This window comes from Macrococcus sp. CoH-51_TC_04 (assembly GCF_058188655.1).
In genome coordinates, this window is record NZ_JBVGOY010000014.1 from 1 (window position 1) to 19,871 (window position 19,871).

18 protein-coding genes, 2 tRNA genes and 1 pseudogene are annotated in these 19,871 nt (G+C 37.5%); 17 read left to right on the forward strand and 4 right to left on the reverse strand.

The window, feature by feature from the left end; genetic code table 11:
• The first annotated feature begins 81 nt into the window (after positions 1–81).
• From ACZ2V4_RS10650 to ACZ2V4_RS10665, 4 genes are all read left to right on the forward strand, one after another.
• A tRNA-Gln gene (locus tag ACZ2V4_RS10650) sits at positions 82–156 on the forward strand.
• Positions 157–162: 6 nt separating this feature from the next.
• Positions 163–235, forward strand: a tRNA-Lys gene (locus ACZ2V4_RS10655).
• Between the two features lie 285 nt (positions 236–520).
• Positions 521–1,426: an arginase gene (gene rocF / locus ACZ2V4_RS10660; protein WP_458619746.1), complete on the forward strand. Its 906-nt coding sequence runs from the start codon at positions 521–523 to the stop codon at positions 1,424–1,426.
• Positions 1,427–1,569: 143 nt separating this feature from the next.
• Positions 1,570–2,526 carry a cation diffusion facilitator family transporter gene (locus ACZ2V4_RS10665; RefSeq protein WP_283722641.1) on the forward strand — a complete coding sequence of 319 codons (957 nt, stop codon included), beginning with the start codon at positions 1,570–1,572 and terminating at the stop codon, positions 2,524–2,526.
• Between the two features lie 7 nt (positions 2,527–2,533).
• Here the strand turns inward: ACZ2V4_RS10665 and ACZ2V4_RS10670 are convergent, their stop codons facing one another.
• Positions 2,534–2,980, reverse strand: coding sequence for an ArsR/SmtB family transcription factor (locus ACZ2V4_RS10670; RefSeq protein WP_101141474.1), 447 nt, complete (start codon positions 2,978–2,980; stop codon positions 2,534–2,536).
• A gap of 339 nt (positions 2,981–3,319) precedes the next feature.
• On the opposite strand from ACZ2V4_RS10670, the gene cdaA reads away from it, so the two are divergent.
• The 6 genes from cdaA (at position 3,320) to glmS (ending at position 10,134) form a co-directional block, all read left to right on the forward strand.
• A complete protein-coding gene (cdaA, locus tag ACZ2V4_RS10675) occupies positions 3,320–4,129 on the forward strand; it encodes a diadenylate cyclase CdaA (protein ID WP_099483914.1) in 810 nt (269 codons plus the stop codon).
• The gene (locus ACZ2V4_RS10680; RefSeq protein ID WP_219493789.1) at positions 4,129–5,064 is read left to right on the forward strand and encodes a CdaR family protein; all 936 of its coding nucleotides are present in this window, start codon (positions 4,129–4,131) and stop codon (positions 5,062–5,064) included. The genes cdaA and ACZ2V4_RS10680 overlap by 1 nt, the downstream gene beginning before the upstream one ends.
• Before the next feature lie 12 nt (positions 5,065–5,076).
• Positions 5,077–6,423 carry a phosphoglucosamine mutase gene (gene glmM / locus ACZ2V4_RS10685; protein WP_490514849.1) on the forward strand — a complete coding sequence of 449 codons (1,347 nt, stop codon included), beginning with the start codon at positions 5,077–5,079 and terminating at the stop codon, positions 6,421–6,423.
• A gap of 177 nt (positions 6,424–6,600) precedes the next feature.
• Positions 6,601–7,617 (forward strand): hypothetical protein, encoded by a 1,017-nt coding sequence (locus ACZ2V4_RS10690; RefSeq protein ID WP_419895325.1) that lies wholly within the window; start codon positions 6,601–6,603, stop codon positions 7,615–7,617.
• A gap of 132 nt (positions 7,618–7,749) precedes the next feature.
• Positions 7,750–7,929 (forward strand): hypothetical protein, encoded by a 180-nt coding sequence (locus ACZ2V4_RS10695; RefSeq protein WP_419895326.1) that lies wholly within the window; start codon positions 7,750–7,752, stop codon positions 7,927–7,929.
• A 402-nt stretch (positions 7,930–8,331) separates the two neighbouring features.
• Entirely contained in the window at positions 8,332–10,134 is a 1,803-nt protein-coding gene (gene glmS, locus ACZ2V4_RS10700) for a glutamine--fructose-6-phosphate transaminase (isomerizing) (RefSeq protein WP_219493791.1), read from the forward strand.
• A gap of 161 nt (positions 10,135–10,295) precedes the next feature.
• On the opposite strand, the gene ACZ2V4_RS10705 is transcribed toward glmS, so the two are convergent.
• Complete coding sequence (locus ACZ2V4_RS10705; protein ID WP_490514850.1) at positions 10,296–11,741, reverse strand: TcaA second domain-containing protein; 1,446 nt, start codon at positions 11,739–11,741, stop codon at positions 10,296–10,298.
• 182 nt (positions 11,742–11,923) lie between these two features.
• On the opposite strand from ACZ2V4_RS10705, the gene ACZ2V4_RS10710 reads away from it, so the two are divergent.
• Both ACZ2V4_RS10710 and ACZ2V4_RS10715 read left to right on the forward strand, forming a co-directional pair.
• On the forward strand, positions 11,924–12,661 hold the full coding sequence (locus ACZ2V4_RS10710) for an alpha/beta hydrolase (RefSeq protein ID WP_490514851.1): 738 nt from the start codon (positions 11,924–11,926) through the stop codon (positions 12,659–12,661).
• A gap of 72 nt (positions 12,662–12,733) precedes the next feature.
• On the forward strand, positions 12,734–13,366 hold the full coding sequence (locus ACZ2V4_RS10715; protein ID WP_490514852.1) for an endonuclease III domain-containing protein: 633 nt from the start codon (positions 12,734–12,736) through the stop codon (positions 13,364–13,366).
• Here the strand turns inward: ACZ2V4_RS10715 and ACZ2V4_RS10720 are convergent.
• Complete coding sequence (locus ACZ2V4_RS10720; RefSeq protein ID WP_490514853.1) at positions 13,361–15,448, reverse strand: Z1 domain-containing protein; 2,088 nt, start codon at positions 15,446–15,448, stop codon at positions 13,361–13,363. The genes ACZ2V4_RS10715 and ACZ2V4_RS10720 overlap by 6 nt on opposite strands.
• A 73-nt stretch (positions 15,449–15,521) precedes the next feature.
• Between ACZ2V4_RS10720 and ACZ2V4_RS10725 the strand changes: the two genes are divergently transcribed.
• Together ACZ2V4_RS10725 and ACZ2V4_RS10730 are read left to right on the forward strand one after the other, a co-directional pair.
• Positions 15,522–15,902 (forward strand): hypothetical protein, encoded by a 381-nt coding sequence (locus ACZ2V4_RS10725; protein WP_490514854.1) that lies wholly within the window; start codon positions 15,522–15,524, stop codon positions 15,900–15,902.
• A gap of 12 nt (positions 15,903–15,914) precedes the next feature.
• Positions 15,915–16,202, forward strand: a complete 288-nt coding sequence (locus ACZ2V4_RS10730) for a DUF3784 domain-containing protein (RefSeq protein WP_490514855.1) — start codon at positions 15,915–15,917, stop codon at positions 16,200–16,202.
• A 207-nt stretch (positions 16,203–16,409) separates the two neighbouring features.
• Here ACZ2V4_RS10730 and ACZ2V4_RS10735 read toward each other — a convergent pair.
• Positions 16,410–16,673: pseudogene (locus tag ACZ2V4_RS10735) on the reverse strand (SDR family oxidoreductase); the annotation flags it as partial.
• Positions 16,674–16,792: 119 nt separating this feature from the next.
• Here ACZ2V4_RS10735 and ACZ2V4_RS10740 point away from each other — a divergent pair.
• The 3 genes from ACZ2V4_RS10740 to ACZ2V4_RS10750 are packed head-to-tail and all read left to right on the forward strand — an operon-like array spanning position 16,793 to position 19,866.
• Positions 16,793–17,647 carry an extracellular solute-binding protein gene (locus ACZ2V4_RS10740; RefSeq protein ID WP_490514856.1) on the forward strand — a complete coding sequence of 285 codons (855 nt, stop codon included), beginning with the start codon at positions 16,793–16,795 and terminating at the stop codon, positions 17,645–17,647.
• Position 17,648: 1 nt separating this feature from the next.
• Complete coding sequence (locus tag ACZ2V4_RS10745; protein WP_420494150.1) at positions 17,649–19,142, forward strand: sensor histidine kinase; 1,494 nt, start codon at positions 17,649–17,651, stop codon at positions 19,140–19,142.
• Positions 19,135–19,866 (forward strand): response regulator transcription factor, encoded by a 732-nt coding sequence (locus tag ACZ2V4_RS10750; RefSeq protein WP_490514857.1) that lies wholly within the window; start codon positions 19,135–19,137, stop codon positions 19,864–19,866. The genes ACZ2V4_RS10745 and ACZ2V4_RS10750 overlap by 8 nt, the downstream gene beginning before the upstream one ends.
• Positions 19,867–19,871 lie beyond the last annotated feature (5 nt).

The following is a 19,871-nucleotide window of genomic DNA, read 5'->3' on the forward strand; positions in this document are numbered from 1 at the left end:
AGCGAAGTGGCTAAACGCGGCGGACTGTAAATCCGCTCCTTCGGGTTCGGCAGTTCGAATCTGCCCCCCTCCACCATCTATTGGGCTATAGCCAAGCGGTAAGGCAACGGACTTTGACTCCGTCACTCGTTGGTTCGAATCCAGCTAGCCCAGCCATTTTTAGAGCCATTAGCTCAGTTGGTAGAGCATTTGACTTTTAATCAAAGGGTCAGAGGTTCGAATCCTCTATGGCTCATCTGAAAGCATCCTATACAGGATGCTTTTTTTGTTGTGTTTTTTATTTTTAATCAACTTTAATAGATTATTAATATTATACATAAATATCCATTTTATTCATTTATACATAAATATCCATTTTATTCATTTATACATAAAAATATTGAATATTCACTTTATAAACAGTAAAATATATTAGAGATAGATTTCTAAATAATCTGAAATTATTTTCGCTACTTTTGTGAGTTTTAATTTCGTTGATTTAGATATATTGATATATGAATTTTTTAAAGGGGAATGAATGATGAACAAGACAGTTGAAATTATTGGTGCGCCAAGTGCGTTCGGGCAACGTAAGTTAGGGGTAAATATGGGACCTGATGCAATGCGTTATGCTGGTTTAGTAGAGCGCATAGAAGCAATTGGACATAAGGTAGTAGACAATGGAAATATTGAATCACCTGTAATTGATATGAAAGTGTACACAAGTGAACAAGATGGGGCTTTAAGAAATTTACCAGAAGTTACTACTTTTTGTGAGACTTTATGTGATGTCGTTGATACATCAGTACAAAATGGACATTATCCTTTAGTGATTGGTGGCGATCATTCTATTGCGATGGGTACGATATCAGGGATTGCAAAGCATTATGATAATCTAGGAGTGATCTGGTATGATGCCCATGGTGATCTTAATGTTGCGGATTCTTCACCTTCTGGTAATATTCATGGAATGCCGTTACGCGCTTTAATTGGTGACGGTCATGAAGATTTAGTGAATATCGGTGGTTATGACAAGAAAGTTAAAGTTGAAAATATTGTTCTTATCGGTATGCGTGATCTTGACGAGGGAGAAAAGGGATACATTAAAGAGGTGGGTATTAAAACTTATACGATGGCAGCTATTGATCAGCTCGGTATGAAGACAGTGATCGAACAGACGTTAGAGCATTTATCAAATTGTGATGGTATCCATTTATCGCTTGATGTAGATGCACTGGATCCGAATGAAACGCCAGGGACAGGTACTACAGTTCCAGGTGGTATTACGTATCGCGAAAGTCACCTTGCAATGGAAATGTTGAATGATAGTGAGCGTATTACGTCATTTGAAATTGTTGAAGTGAATCCATTGATAGATATTAATAATCAAACAGCAGAACAAGCGGTGGGGCTAACGGGTTCATTTTTTGGAGAGAAGTTGTTATAAGTTGTGCTGTGAATTAAAATATTCAGATACCAGACTATTTTGGTCTGGTATTTTCTTTTTGCAATATCATTCATATTTTAAATTATATATTGATTTATAGTGTACAATACTTATATGAAAATAATTGATAGGAGAGATATTGTATGAGAAGAATAAATTCCCCAGAATATTTCCATCACGTAGAGCATTTAAAGAAACAGAATCAATCGAGAAGAACCTTATGGGCGTCATTGCTGATTACGTTATTCTTCACGGTTGTAGAGGTCGTAGGGGGAATCCTGTCAAATTCACTTGCATTGCTTTCTGATTCAATGCATATGTTAAGTGATGTTCTTGCTCTTGGGTTATCGATGATTGCGATATATTTTGCGAGTAAGAAACCAACTTCAAATCACACATTCGGCTTTTTAAGGCTGGAAATATTAGCTGCATTTCTAAATGGTCTTGCTTTAGTGGTCATTTCAATCGGCATCTGTTATGAAGGTATTATGCGTATGATTCATCCGCAAGCGGTAGATGTCAAGCTTATGCTTATCATCTCTACTATCGGTTTAATTGTCAATATCATCCTTACATTTATCTTGATGCGCTCACTTAAAGGTGAAGATAATATTAATGTGCAAAGTGCATTATGGCATTTTATTGGCGATCTACTGAATTCGGTAGGTGTGATTGTAGCTGTTGCAGTTATTTACTTTACAGGCTGGGTTTTGATAGACCCAATTTTAAGTATACTGATTTCGATCATCATCTTCCGTGGTGGATATAAGATTGTACGTAATGCCTGGGTCATCTTAATGGAGCGTGTCCCAGAAGGGTATGATTCAGATGCGATTATTGCAGATATTAAAGCTTTTGACGGTGTACTAGATGTGCACGAATTCCATCTATGGGCTATTACGACAGAACATTACTCGATTACAGCACACATTGTTGTAGATAATTTAGATGGTGTACGAAACTATGAACTGATCAATACAATCAGTAACATGCTTAAAGAGAAATACAAACTTGGCCATAGTACGTTGCAAGTAGAACATTTACAGAAGAATCATCTCGATGATCCTTACTTTGATGATATTAAGAAAGAGATGGAATAAGCATTGCTTATTCTATCTCCTTCTTAATTGTCACCCTATAATTTGTATTGCCATTTTTATCCGACGCATTCTTAATATATTTCTTAAGTTCTTTTTTGAATTCTGTGAAAGATTTTTGGTCAAGCTTTAGATTAAACGTGTGTTCTTTTGACTGCTTTAAAGAATAATCACTGAATTTAAGTAAATCAGGGGAGGGTATTAATGTCTTTGCTACCGGTGCATAGAACTTCTGAATGATGCTATGTTTTTGTTCTGTTTTAACGATTTCAATTATTCCGTTCTTTTCAAGTTCTGCGAGATGATAATGAATCTTTGCGCGGGGAATGTCCAGTTCATCAGCTAATTGCTGGCCTGTCTTAGGTTTAGTCGCGATCAGTTCAAGGAGTTTAATACGGAATGGGTCGCTTACACATTTCAACTGAGGCAAATTATCAATCATTAAAGTTTCTAACATACGGTTGCTCCTTCATATGAATTCTTTTTTTGAGATGATATCTTTTATTACATCATGCTGAAATCCATTACAAATGATGGTAAAATAATTAACTTTATTTTACCATCATTTATTTAATAAATAGCAACTTTATAACAATCTTTACATATACTTAATAGATTGTTTACAATAAATAATTTATACTAATAAACGTAGCTCCAGGTAAGAAATTAAAGATTTATCAGCTAAAAGGAAAAGTTCAATAATTAAATGAATATTGAAAAAATGTATTAAACTATACGAGGAAAAGCGCCTTAACATGATATAATATAGGTTAGTATGAATTATGGAGGAGATACAATGCAATTGACGCATGTTTTTGATAACTTGAGTACGATAAAAGTTATCACAGGCATCATTGACCTCTTAATTGTATGGTATGTTATCTACCTTATGATCAATGCAATCAAGGGTACGAAAGCAATACAATTATTAAAGGGTATCTTCTTTATTCTGATTGGTAAATTAATCAGTGACTCTTTAGGTTTAACAACCACTTCTAAGATATTTGATATGGTAATCGACTGGGGATTCCTGGCCATTATCGTTATTTTTCAGCCAGAATTAAGAAGAGCGCTCGAGCAGTTAGGTCGAGGAAGTTTGTTCAAACGTAATGCAGCAAATTTAAAGGTGAGTCAGGCTAAGCTGACAGATGCGATGGTGAAATCCATTCAATATATGGCAAAGCGTCGTATAGGTGCTTTAATTGTCTTTGAAAAGGAAACAGGGTTGCAAGATTACATAGAAACAGGGATACCGATTTATGCAGATATCTCTACAGAATTAATGATTAATATCTTTATTCCAAATACGCCGCTCCATGATGGTGCGATGATTATTCGAGGCGATAAGATTGCAGTTGCTGCGAGTTACCTGCCGTTATCAGATAGCTCTAAGATACAAAAGAGCCTTGGAACGAGACATCGTGCAGCTGTTGGTATATCAGAAGTATCTGATGCATTTACAGTTGTTGTCTCGGAGGAGACAGGCGATATATCTGTTACTTACAATGGCAGACTGCGCAAAGATGTATCACTTGAAGTGCTGGAGGCACTGCTTACAGAACATTGGTTCAGCGCCCACTTATCTAAGAAAGGTGTGGTGAAATAATGTTAGAGAATAAATGGGGATTAAGACTCGTTGCATTTTTACTTGCACTCGGCATCTTTTTACAAGTGAATAATGTGTTTGAAGTTATCGGCAATGATCAATTCTCACAGACACAGCAGACGGTTATTACCGATGTTCCCGTGAAGACGGTCTATGACGATGAAAACTTATATTTATCCGGAGCACCGAAGACCGTCAACGTTAAAATAAGTGGCCCTCAATCTATCGTTAAGAAGACTCAGAGCTTAATGGACTTTACGGTTGAGCTGGATTTGTCCAATTCTAAAGTTGGGGATTACAAGAAATCATTTAAAGTGACAGGCATCTCTGATAAATTAAAATACGAAGTTATTCCGAAAGAAGCAAACGTATCCTTATCTGAAAAGATAAAAGATACGAGAAAAGTAGAAGCAGAAATTAGTTCTTCACGTATTGCCTCAGGATATGAGCTTGTCGGACAGGAGGTTGACCCTTCACAAGTGACGATTATCGGAGGAGAAGATGAGATAAACAAGATTGCTTATGTAAAAGCAACGTTATCAGAATCTGAGAAATTAACAAAATCAACAACTTCTCAAGCTGAAGTTAACGTATTTGATGCAAGCTTGAATAAACTAGATGTTACTGTAAAACCTAGCAAGGTTAAAGTTAACACAAAAATTGTGCCGACATCAAAAGTAGTAGACATAGAAGCACAAGAGACAGGTAAGCTTTCTTCAGGACTTAAGTTAAAGTCGCTGAAGCTATCTGAAGATAAAGTAGAACTCTTTGGTAAACGTTCTGTGCTAGATGGGATAGGCAGTTTAACAATTGATGTAGACTTATCTAAAGTTACTGAAAGTACTACGATCAAGCAGAAACTAGCGTTACCTAAAGACGTTACAAGTTCTAATCCGGAAACTGTTGAAATTAATATTGAAGTAACTAAAAATTAAAGGAGATTTATTATGGGTAAATATTTTGGGACAGACGGTGTAAGAGGCGTTGCAAACAGCGAATTAACACCAGAGCTAGCATTTAAACTAGGACGTTTTGGGGGATATGTACTTGCGCATAACGGTACAGAAAAACCGACTGTCGTTGTCGGTAGAGATACACGTATCTCAGGAGTGATGTTAGAGTCAGCACTTGTTGCAGGACTATTATCAACAGGAGCTGAAGTCATGCGTTTAGGCATTATTACAACGCCTGGAGTTGCGTACTTAACACGTGAGATGAATGCACAAGCGGGTGTTATGATTTCAGCGAGCCATAACCCTGTACAAGATAATGGTATCAAGTTCTTCGGTGCAGATGGGTTTAAACTTAGTGATGCACAAGAAGCGGAGATTGAAGCATTGCTTGATGCTGAAGAAGACACGTTACCACGACCTGTCGGTGTAGAACTTGGACATACTTCAGATTACTTTGAAGGTGGACACCGTTATTTAAGCTACTTGAAATCAACGATTGAAGGTGACCTTGAAGGATTGAAGATTGCACTTGATGGTGCACATGGTTCTACGTATTCACTTGCACCATACTTATTTGGTGACCTTGAAGCGGATACAGCAACAATCGGATGTAATCCAGATGGTAATAATATCAATGACGACGTTGGCTCAACGCACCCAGAAAAACTTGCAGAATTAGTATTAGATACTGATAGCGACTTTGGACTGGCATTCGATGGTGATGGTGACCGTATTATTGCGGTCGATGAGCAAGGTCAAATCGTCGATGGTGACCAGATTATGTTTATCTTAGCACAGGATATGGATGCTAGAGGAGAACTTAAAGACCATATGGTCGTGTCTACAGTTATGAGTAACCTTGGATTCTATAAAGGATTAGAATCTTTAAATATTAAGTCTGATAAGACGAAAGTTGGCGACCGTTACGTAGTAGAAGAAATGCGTCGTAGTTCATACAACTTAGGTGGCGAGCAGTCAGGACATATCGTAATGATGGATCATAATACGACAGGAGATGGCCTGTTAACTGGAATTCATCTCGCAAGCATTGTGAAACGTTCTGGAAAGACTTTAAGTGAACTTGCAGGTCAAATGACAAAGTATCCACAACGACTTGTAAATATCAAAGTATCTGATAAGCATGCTGTTGAACAAAATGAACACGTAGCAGCAGTGATTAAGGAAGTTGAAGATGAAATGAACGGAGAAGGCCGTGTATTAGTACGTCCATCTGGAACTGAACCGTTAGTACGTGTAATGGTCGAAGCGAAGACAGATGAAGATGCAGAGCGCTTCGTTAATAAAATTAGTGATGTTGTAAGAGAACATATGGGGTTATAATATTTTACACTGAAGAAATTTTAATTTCTTCAGTGTTTTTTAGTATGAAGACGTATAAGTACTACATCAAGAACTGATGTGTCATAGTACTCTAAAATGAAAATAATAAATTACTTAACTATGTTTAATGCTAATGTGAGATAATATAAACAACTAAAATCAATAAGGGGTATTTCTATGAAGAAAATTTTAATTCCAGTAGTCACACTCACTTTAATATTAACTGCTTGTGATGAAAATTCACAAGATAATGAGAAAAAAGGCGTATCACAAATCACAACATCTTCTACAGAAACAAAAAATAATTCATCTACTAAGAATAAGGAACAAAATGTATCTCAACAAGAAAACCAGGAATCAACGACAAACAATGGAAATCAAGTTAAAAATGAAAACCAAGTGAATGATGATACAAATAAAGAAGATTTTATTTATCGGTTTACACAGGAACAAAAATCAGCAATGGAAGATGAATTTCTCAGATGGGCTGATGAGAGAGCAAAGACAGCCGGCTTAGCTGTTTCTAATTATTACTTTAATCATGGTGCGGGTGGACATGGAGACTGGTTTGCATCAAGTGAAGATGGAGATATACAAGTTCAGGATTTTGATAATCCTGGTCCAACGGGTTTTAAAATCAGAGGAATTGGTGGCGTTGTATTTTATACTTCTAAATCAGGAGAGACAGGTATAACTGAGGAACTAAAGGATGCAATTACAGCAGTAGGTTATTCTAAACATGCTGATTTAAGCAAGAATATCCATAAATATATACTTGCTGATAACGGTAAAGTTTACGAGCTTATAAAATCAGCTAAAGAGATGTGTTTCTCTTGTGGATTTGGAGAGTATAGTGACTCTGGCACTAGAGAAGGTGGCTTCGGTGGAGAAGATCAATTCAAAGTATCTCAAGATATCGACGCACAAAAGAAATGGCAGGAAATATTAAATAAATATAAGCCGAATGCAGAAAAAATTAGTGCAAAGCCGGAACAAAGTAAAACAACTGCTAATGGTAAATATTCGTTTATCAATGATAAAAATGAGATTGATTTCAGTAATCCTGCATTTAGACAATATTACTTCTTTGAATCACATCATGAAGAAGCGTTTGGTGTACGTGTAGGAATGATTGAAAACCAAGTGAAAGATATTTTAGGTGCACCGACAGGAGAAACAGTTTTAAGTGGTTAAGGTGCGGTATCTGCAAAGCTTTATGGAGATATTGCGATTGCGTACTCTAGTAGCGTCGTTAGTTCGATTGCAGTTCATCCACAACGTAAAATTACAGAAGCTGAGGCGTTACGTTATTTCCCTAACCCAACAATGAATAATGTAGAACGTATTCGTAATGGTGAGGCGAAAACGGGACCTGAAAAGTATCCGTTCTTCTTATACGACAGCAACCATGGAAATGGTTATCAAATCGTCGTTGACTTTGATGATGCAGGAAATATTAAAGAAATTAGGAATCAAAAAGAAACTATTGAGCCAATAAAACGTTAAGTGTACTATTTAAAATCATTTAAACCATTGGAAGTTATATAAATCCAATGGTTTAACTTTATATTATTTCCATCTAATGCATACATACTTGTTATACATTGATATTGATAGAATATTCTTGTATGAACTGATACCTATATAGTACAATAGTCTAAGTTTAGTAAACTATTTCATTCGAAAAGGAGGATTGTAACAACTTAATATACAGCGCCAGAACAGGAAACTGTTGACGAGGACGGATGGTTATCGAATTTTCGGCGGATGCCATCCCGGATAAAGCGATTCGATAGCTGATGAACAAACCACCTGGGCAACTGGGTGAACAAAACGCATCAGCACCGCATAATAAGACTACTAAACAAAAATACAAAATTGAATTGGAACTAGCAGGAGGAAATTATTATGTGTGGTATCGTAGGTTATATTGGAACAGAGGATGCAAAAGAGATCCTTTTAAAAGGTTTAGAAAAATTAGAATATCGTGGGTATGATTCAGCAGGTATCGCTGTACGTAACGGAGAAGATGTACGTGTCTACAAAGAGAAAGGCCGTATCGCAGAACTTCGTAAAGTTGTAGATTCAAACTTTGATACAACGACTGGTATTGGACATACGCGTTGGGCAACACATGGTGTACCAAATCACGAAAACTCTCATCCGCATCAATCTGAAAGCGAGCGTTTCACATTAGTGCATAACGGTGTGATTGAGAACTACGAGCAATTAAAGAATGAATATTTATCAGGTGTGACATTTAAATCAGATACTGATACAGAAATTATCGTTCAACTTATAGAACACTTCTCTAAACAAGGATTAGAAACAGAAGCAGCTTTCGTTCAAGTATTAAAATTATTACATGGTTCATATGCATTAGGTTTATTAGATACACAGAACCCAGACGTTATCTACGTTGCGAAGAACAAATCTCCTTTACTTGTAGGTTTAGGTGATGGATTCAACGTTATCGCATCAGACGCGATGGCGATGTTACAAGTAACAGACACTTATACAGAATTACACGATGGTGAAGTTGTTCTTGTAACGAAAGAAAGCATCGACATCAAAGACCTAGAAGGTAAGAAAGTGAAACGTAAACCTTACAAAGCTGAAATCGATGCATCAGATATCGAAAAAGGAACATATGCTCACTACATGCTTAAAGAAATTAACGAGCAGCCTGCTGCGATGCGTAATATCATCCAGGAATATCAAGATGAAAAAGGAAACTTAAAGATCGATAAAGATATCGTTAAAGCAGTACGTAAAGCGGACCGTATCCATATCATTGCCTGTGGTACATCTTATAATGCAGGTCTTGTTGGTAAAGAATACTTAGAGAAATGGGCAGGTATTCCAACAGAGGTACATGTCGCTTCTGAATTCGTCTACAACATGCCATTACTGTCTAAGAAACCATTGTTCATCTTTATCTCACAATCAGGCGAGACAGCGGATAGCCGTGCAGTATTAGTGGCAACGAAGAAATTAGGACACCCTGCACTGACAATTACAAACGTAGCTGGTTCAACATTATCACGTGAAGCGGATCATACATTGATTCTTCATGCAGGACCTGAGATTGCAGTTGCGTCTACAAAGGCTTACACTGCACAGATCGCGGTATTATCAATCTTAGCGCAAGTCGCTGCAGCAGATGCAGGTATTGATACGGGCATTGATCTATTACCAGAACTTGCGAAAGTGACTTCAGCGATTACAACAGTGATCGATGATGCTGAATTAATGGAGAAAATTGCAAAGGACTTCTTAGCAACTACACGTAACTGTTTCTTCATCGGACGTACGATGGATTATTACGTAGGTGTTGAGGGTGCGTTAAAGCTTAAAGAAATCTCTTACATCCAGACAGAAGGATTTGCAGGTGGGGAGTTAAAGCACGGTACAATCGCATTAATTGAAGAAGGAACACCAGTTATTGCATTAGCAACTCAAGAACGTGTGAACTTATCAATCCGCGGTAACGTGAAAGAAGTTGTAGCTCGTGGTGCACATCCATGTATCATTTCAATGGATGGATTAAACCAAGAAGGCGACACTTATGTGATTCCTCATGTTCATGAAATGCTAGCGCCATTAGTATCGGTTGTAACAACACAGTTAATCGCATACTATGCAGCGTTACACCGTGGAGCAGACGTAGATAAACCACGTAACTTAGCGAAATCTGTAACAGTTGAATAATTTAGAAATAGATAAGCATCTCATTTAATGAGATGCTTATTTTTGTAGGTATGTGTTTGATATAAGCATACTTGATAATACAATAGATATGTATTTAATCGTTGAGGCCATCTTCAAGAATTATGACTATTATGCACTGCTCGGGTTTTATTGAAGAGATATTATTCATATGGATTAGAACGATCGATCTCTTCTCCTGTTTCATCGTATTCAACCACTGTTCCATCTTCATACACATCAAATGACATCACAGGGTCGCCATCATCATCAAAGATACCAAAACCATATCCGAATGACTTAACCTCAGGTGTACGGACATCACCGTAGTCACTTAAATCAGATACGCCAAGATGATCTTCAGCTGCCTGTATTGCATCATCAGCTGTTTCGACCATAATAATATCAGATCCGCTGTCAGACTCAGTATCAGAATCTTCATCGTCATTTGAATTTCTTTTAGCACGTTCCTCGGCTGCTTTTGCGCGTGCCTCAGCAGCTTCTGCACGTTCTAATGCTGTCTTCGTTTCTTCTTTCTCTTGTTCTTTTTCTGCGATATAGGCATCGATATCATCTTCATCGAATGATAATGTCACGCTATTTGAACCTTCAGCTAAATCGATGTCTGTTAACGTTTCTGTAGGGGTCTTGAAATTCTTGCCATCAAGTTCACCTTCAGCATAGATGCTTAATGAATCACCTTTATATGGTCCGTAAGTTGTCTTATTACTATTGTAATCCACTTCGTTATCATTAACGAATACTTGTGTTTCTGAAGCATCAAGCTTACTATCACCTTCAACCTTAATATTGATGAAATGTTCATCGAATGCTAATTGGGCTTGTGGTTCTGACAAAACATCAATATCAAGCGTCCCGTCTGTAGACTTCCCGTCTATTATCTTCTTCGCATCTAATGCATATTTTCCAGCTACGAATGTACCGATTTCTGTTTCTTTGCCATCTGCTACAGCGATAGTGTGTTTCTTGCCATTGAACGTAAATTCGATCTCTGCATCTTCTTTACCGTCAATCGATACTTTATGGAGTACAGGTTCGAAGTTATACTTAGGGAACACACTGAAATATTTTCCGTTACGCTTTAAGTCTAAGACGTCACGTTCACCAATTTGAATCGTAGTTTCATTCTTACCCTGTGCAGCGCCATGAAGTTCATTCATAAACTCATCTTTCTTACCAGACTTTTCAATCACCGTTGCAAAGGCTTTCGCTTCTTCTTCAGCAATACCATCTTGACCGACTGTCAGCAAGTTGCTGAGTGATTGATAGTCTTTGTCATTGATGGCAGTTTCGATAGATTTGGCATGTGTTTCAGGGCTATATTTATGATTTAGGAAGAAGTATGCGCCGATGAGTGCAGCGAGTAATAGTCCGATGAGTAGGAATGGCCATATCGGTTTTTTCTTTTTATTTTCTTTTACTTTGACCTTCTCTTGTTTTTTCTCTTTCTGTCTGCTCTGAAGCGGTTCTGGTGTCGTACTGTTATGAGTAACTTCACTTTCTTGAGGAGGAAGTGGGGTACCACAGTTCGTGCATACTTTGTGTGATAGTGGTGCTTCCTGACCACAGTTTGTACAGAATTTCTTCATCGTCTGTCTCCTTTTATATAATGATATATTAATTCTAAAGTAAAAAAATACAATATACAATATAAATTAAACGAGAAGACAATATTTACAACTTATTAAAATAACCAACATTCTTATAGAATGATAAAGATGAAATTATGCATAAGAGCGATTATAATAATAATAAAAAGAAGGAGTTCGTTATGACTACAATAATGAAAGGTGCAGAAAGTTATTATCACCAGGGAAATAATATAGGGATATTGTTATCCCACGGTTTTACCGGGGCAACGTTCAGTATGATGCCACTTGCAGAAGCGTACAGTGAGGCAGGATATACGGTATGCTTACCTCGACTTGCCGGTCACGGTACAAACTTAGAGGATATGGCCGCTTCAACATATGAAGACTGGATTGAAAGCATTGAAGAAGGGCTAACAAAGCTTAAAGAAAAATGTGACACAATCATTATGTCAGGCTTATCCATGGGAGGGACGCTGACGCTTTATATGGCAGCAAAACATCCGGAGATTAAAGCGATTATTCCGATTAATGCAGCGGTTGTTATCCCGTATATGCACGCGGCAGCACATGTGGGTCTCAATATTATACCGGGAAGCGGTAGCGATATTAAAAAGCAGGGTGTACCTGAAATCGGTTATCAAGATACACCGGTGAAAAGTATATTAGAGATTCGTAAGTTAATGCGTACTGTAGAAGAAAGTTTATTCCAGATTAAATGTCCTGCACTGATTTTCGTAAGCCCTGAAGATCATACTGTACCTGCATTTAATGCGGATCTAATCTATACGTCAATTCACAGTGAGTGTAAACACATCATTGAAACCCCGAATAGTTATCATATGTCTACACTTGATAACGACAAGGAATTCATTATAGAGCAATCACTTTCATTTGTAGAAACAATGATAAACGGTTGATTACTCAGCTGTTTTTTTGTCTGGAAGATTCATCTGACTGATTACCGGGTAATTTCAAATAGGAGGTAATATATGAAACTTACAGTACAGGAACTTTATGATTGTTTATATGATAATCTGGGGCCACAAGGATGGTGGCCGGCAGAAGATAATTTTGAAATTATCATTGGTGCGATTTTAGTTCAGAATACAAATTGGCGCAATGTAGAGCGCTCCTTATCGAATTTAAGAAACGCGACACAGTTCGATCCAGAACGCATATTAAATCTGCATCTTTCTGAATTACAAAGTCTGATCAGACCAAGCGGTTTCTATACGAATAAATCTGCTGCAATTATAGCAGTATTAACTTGGCTGAAAAGTCATGAATATGATTTCAGGGCGATTGATAAGATATATACAACAGAGCTTCGTAACGAGCTGCTAAAACTTCGTGGTATTGGATTTGAAACGGCAGATGTGTTACTCGTATATGTATTCGAACGTGTCGTATTTATCGCTGACACATATACGAGACGCTTATTCAATGCGCTTGGTGTTCAAAGTAAAAGTTATATGGACCTATATAATAAGGTCACCTTACCTGACACATTTACACCGCTTCATGCGCAGGAATTTCACGGGCTACTGGATGAATTCGGTAAACGTTATTTAACCGCGAAAGGTGTGAAGGGTGCGACTTTTTTAGATGACTACTTCTTATGAGAATATCATCGTCTGCATATTACTTTGTACAACAATCACGGGCCAGTAGAACGGTGCGTCTTTCCAGCCGGAGTCACTGTGACCGTTCTGTCTGAGCAGTATAACACTTGGATGTGTTTTACCGAGCTTATATGCCGTCTGCAATTCATCGTGACCTGTGTCTGGTCTGTCAGCAAACCTTTCGTCACTACGTAATCTGCTTATATTACGATTCGTTCTGACGATGACCCATACGAGGTCATCTTCTGATAAGTATTCAATCATCTCAACGTAGCGTTCCATCTGAAATGGTAAATGAGTATAAATAAGTGTCTCATTGATCGCCATCAATATATCACGTACGTGGTGGACAGGGACGAGTACATTTTGGCCGGTATGACGTACAGCATGTTTTTCTAATGCACTGACCATTTTATCGATGCGTTTCATCGCCTGGTTTAACTTCGTTTTGTTGACCGTTTCAAAGCCAACAGGTAAGAATCGTTTACGAGGTCTCACTGTAATCAGTTCAGACATTAATAATTTATTAGGATTACAAGGGACGATCTCTCCTTGTGCATCTTTCGTTAAGAACTTCACGGTATGATCCTGTTTCATAATCGCTTCGCGTAACCCTTCATCAAAGAAATGCATACGCTGCATCGCACTATAAATTCGGGGTGTCGTATAGAAACGAGTGACCTCCATATCTTCCATCGGACGAGCACCATACATACGTGAATGCTGCAGCACAGTGTCCTGCTGGAACTTACGTGGATCACGGCCATAATAGAAACCGATTAAGTTGCCGACAGTGATACCGCGATCTAATATTTGACCGCCGATAAAGAAGGTCATCGGCGTACGTAGTCTCAGCTCACCATTATAATCGAGCAGTTGAGTGACATCTTGTTCAGAATTGACGATTTCAATTAACAGCTCTTCATCAATTATTGATGTCTTCACAGATTCCAGAACATCAGTGAAATCTGGCATATGATTTACAGAATGCTTTAAATCTTCATAAGCGGTATGAACTAAATCACGAAATAATTGAGGATTTTCTGTAATGCTTTCCTTTAACTTCGACTCCATACGACTGACGACATCATATTGCCACACGTGTGCTTTTTTCGTCGTAATCGTATGCATAATAAAGCTGTATTTCGTAATGTGATCATTACTTAGATGTCTGACTTTCGCACCGACGATAAAGTTCATCAGTGCATGACGCAAGCCTTCCAGGTTCTTAGACGTTAACAGATAATCATCTTTTACACGTCTATTATCAGACTTACGTAATATTTCAAGTTCACTTTCATCGATTGCATGATATAAACTGCGCGCTGCAGGTGATTGTTCCTCAAAGTAAAACTTGCCACCAACATACTTATCATGTGTCGGGACGAGGACTGTAAACGCCGGACGCTTCGGCTGATAGCCACGTTCTGCAAGCACGTCAGCATCCGGCTGTAAGTATAACGAGTAAGGCGTTGCTGTAACTTGTAAGTATGCAGCAGTCGGTAACATCGCTTTAATATCATCAAGCTTTGTCGCGATTTTCTTCAGCTCTATTAAATTACGCTCCTTATCTTCACTATAAACAACCGACGCATAATCCGCTTCATCATCGATAAACATTACTTTACGCATCTTCATCTCAGGATAATCGATAAAAAACTGTTCAAGTCGCGCGACATTCTTAATTTCTTTCTTCACGATGATGATCTGTTTCTGCTTCAGTTCATACTTACGTAGCTTCGGCATATGGATAATATCATGCACAATGACCTTATCCTCATCTATCGCACGTCGAAACTCTGCTGCGACACGCGCATATGTCTGACGGGCAAGCGCATTTGAATTCTTCGTTAATATCACGATGCAGTCGAACACATCATCCAGCGCAAGCGCCATCGTACCGATATAACTACGCGTCTTACCTGACTGGATACGCCCGAGCAGCATGCCCGGACGAAACGTCTCCGTAGAATGCACCTTTAACTGCACTTTTGTTTGCTGCATGACTTCAATTTCTTCTTCGCTGTAATGATTCAGCTGATTTACACACCCAAAAAAATACCCATCTAATTTCAACTGCACTCAATCTCCTGTTTATTGTATAATTGTATATTCTACTATAAACTTAAACTAAAGACATGAAAGGAGTGTAATTATGAACAGAAAACCATTTTTCTATATTATGATATTCTTCCTGACATTCATATTTGCGAATGTCATTCGAAATATTATAAGCGGTGAACCGTTAGAAAACTATTTAATCTATGCACTCGTCGGACTGTTCATATTAGCTTCAATCATCTCAGACTTCATTAAGATCTTTATGGATGGAACAACGCGCACGCTTACAATGGGCAGCAGGATAACGGCACTTATGTATGCAGTTATCATCGCACTATCAATTAAAAGACTCACAATGTCTCACGAATCATTCGACCGTGCAATTTATATTGCATATATTATCTTCAGTGCGATCCTGCTCGTCTTAACACTTTATATGGACCGTGTGAGAAGAAAGTCAGAAACACTTAAATAAGGAGAGAGGCTTATGATCATCATCGTTATATTATTCTTACTGATTGGTATTTATATGTTAACCGGACGTGGAGGGTTTCTTATTGCCGGATATAATACGTTACCTGCAGAACAAAAAGCGAAGTATGATGAGAAACGTCTATGTAGATTTGCAGGTGCTGTGTTCATTATAGCTACTATGTGCTTAGTACTTATCGAATATACAGAAGTCAATGAAGTGTTTGGTATCGCAGGATTTATCACTATAATATTGGCATTTGTCATCTTAGTGAATACATCTGATTATTTCAAAAAACGATAGTATGGTGGTTCAAATGAGATATTATTGGCACTGAAAATGGCACTCAAACTAGATTTGAGTGCCATTTTTTTAAGGATTCTTCGATTTGGCCATGAAATTGGCACTGAAACCTTAAGTCTTGAAATATTCTTTGGGCCATAATATTAACATTCATCTGCATCGTAGATTTCTTCGCTACTCATCTAGAGTGAGAAAACTCACTGTACATTAATTAAATACCATACCACCATCAATAATCAATGCTTGACCTGTCATATAATCACTGTCAGGCCCAGCTAAATATGAAACACAAGCAGCAACATCAGCTGATTCAGATAAACGTTTTAAAGCAATATTTTTCGCAAATTGTTCCATTCCCCATTCAAAAGGTTTTTCAGCTTCTTTAGCTGTTTGTTCAGCAATACCGTTCATCATCGGTGTTTTTACAATACCAGGGCAATACGCATTAACTGTTATCCCTTTATCAGCTAGTCTGCTTATCTTTATAAAGCAGTAGGAAAATTTCATAAAATATTTTTGTAGTAATACTCTAATAACAATTTATTACCGTTATAATAGAATTATATTATACAGACAGATGGTGAATGTGGATGAAGAAATTAATATTCGTAATAGTCTTGATACTAATATTATCTGCGTGTAGTCATCCTGAGCAGAAAAAGAGCGATTTAATTGTCTATTCTCCATATCCGGAGCGTTTTATAAATCCAATTATTCAGGATTTCGAACATGCAACAGGTCAACGCGTACAAGTGATTCATGACTCTACACGCAAATTAATAAAACGAATTGAACACACCCCTATGGAGAATCGGGGGCATGTGTTTGTTGGAGGTTCTTTAAGTGAACTTGAAGGCAGCAGAAGTATTATTCAAGGAGAAATCCAGCCATTCATTTATATGCCATCCGTATTTATTGTAAATAAGGATTTGATAGGAGACATACAAGTCAGCAAATATCATGATTTATTGAATCAAGATTTATATAAGCGGTTCAGTTATCCTAATCCGGAACTGACCAATACAGGTTATCAGCATAGAAGTGCTCTGGAGACAATCTATAATAAATCACAATCAGAGAAGTTATTAAAATGTGGTGTAAAGCTGGATAAGACTGCTGATGTAATGGAACATGTGATTTCCGGCAGAAGCTATGTAGGACTGACTTACGAATATACTGCGATGGATTATATTGATGCAGGGTATCCTCTAGAAATTGTCTATCCATCAGACGGCACCATTATCAATACAGATGGAATTGTCAGAATCAATGGCACTACCCATCCAAAGCGTGATGATTTTATTCAGTATATGCTAAGTAAAGAAGTTCAGCGTCATATTTCAGATGTATTTCATGTCAAATCAGCACGTAAAGACATACCATTCAAAGCGTATAAAGTATTGAAACCTCTGGAAGAAATTAATGTCCTTCAAAGGGGGGAGTAAGATGAACCATCAGCTATATAAGCGCAAAATTCGGCGCACGCTTATTTTGTTTGCGATTCTTCCCGTGTTCTTGCTTACAATGATAGGGCTATTTGCTTATTATGCGATATACATTATGAAGACCGATCATGAGCTGAATCAGGTCAATAAAGCGATGGTCAGTATGATTGAGAACGATAGGAAGCACATCCAGGAGCGATACCGCGACTTTACTAAAAATATCCCGGGAAATACTACGGATATATATCGCACTTTATACGAACGGAGTAATGATAGAAAACAGCACTACATCTTTAAGTTTGAATACGATAAGCTCTATACAAACAACTATGGCAATATCGCGACGATACCTATGTATGAGCAAGATGGGGAGCAATCCCGACTTACTATAAGTGTCCCTGCAAATGTACTTAAAGATGTGATGCATTATCATGACTATCATTATGTAGTTACAGACTTGTATGACAACATATATTACAGTAGTGATGATCATCCTGTAGGTGACAAATATTCATACGATGAACGCATGCAGATTACAGCATTTCATAAAGATGATCAGTTAAAGCTCTATGTATATCAGGATCTGACACAGACAATTGACAGGGGCATCATTTTAATCAGCATTTTACTTGGCACATTCTTTCTTTTGATTATGATTACCATGTATTCCAGCAAACGTCTTGCACATCGACAAACACAGGATATCGACGAAATAATTGCACATATCAGGCAAGCTCAAGTCAGAGCGTTGACCACATACGAGCCTTTAACTGCGCAAAGCGAACTCGAAATCATCAATCGCTATGTATTCGAATTGTCTCAGCTCAATGAACGATTATTAAAGTCGACGAAAGAATCGAACGAAGCATTAAGACAATCACAGCTTAAATCATTGGAGAACCAGTTCCAGCCTCACTTCATCTTTAATACGATGCAGACAATTAACTATATGATAGATACGGATAAGAAAGCTGCTAAGAAGATGATGATCAAGCTCTCCTCGATATTACGTTATGCCTTACGTGTGAAAGAATCTGAAGTAACTTTCAAAAAAGAAATCGATTACCTGGAAGACTATGTGTTTATACAGAATATTCGCTTTGATCAGGCCATCCATTATACGATTGATATTGATGAATCTCTTATGAACCTGCAGACTGATAAGCTGTTGATTCAGCCGCTTATCGAAAATGCAATTAAATATGGAGCGATTGAGAATGGATTGAATATTAAAGTGCGTATTAAACCACTCCGTAATGGCGATATATATATAGCGGTATATGATGACGGTATAGGCATGACCAAAGAAAGGCTAAAAGAAGTAAGGAGCATGATCAAACATTATAAACTCCGAAATATTCATATCGGAATGCAGAACATACATCAGACGTTACGCGTTAAGTATGGTGAACATTATGGTATGAAGGTGTATTCAGCATATAATAATGGCACATTGGTAACGTTACGTGTAAAGAAGGGAGGTACATATGTATAAAGTACTGATTGTTGATGATGAGCGGATGATACGTGAAGGATTAAAGTCATCCATTGACTGGCAGAAACTGATGTTTAGTGATGTATTTCTTGCAAAGGACGGCATAGAAGGTCAAGATATGATATTACAGTATGAACCAGATCTTGTCATTACAGATATTAAGATGCCGCGTATGAATGGTATTGAAATGATGGAAGCGACACGTCAAATTGATTATGAGAAGCTGATCCTATCAAGTTATGATGACTTTGAGTATGCTAAAGCAGCGATACAGTTCAAAGTCGTAGATTACCTGCTTAAACCGATCGATGAAGATGAGCTCAATACCTTGCTGCAAACCATCGTAAAAACATTCAAAACAACAAAGCGTACAGTGCCTGAAATATTGAGGCCGGTATTAATGACAGACTTTGATAATTACTACATTAATCAGGCAGTTCACTTTATCAAGGCTAATATACAAGCTGAACTTGATAACGAGATTATCGCGAACGAACTCGACATTAGTACATCATACTTAATGCGTACTTTTAAGCAGTTTACCGGAATAACGATTAATGATTTTATAAACCGTTATCGTGTATATCGCTCGCTTGATCTGCTTGAAAAACATCTTAAAATCTATGAAGTCTCTGAACAAGTAGGCTATAACGAATATAAAGCATTCAACTATAACTTCCATAAATACTTGAAGATGACACCAAATCAATATATGAAATCATAAAAAAA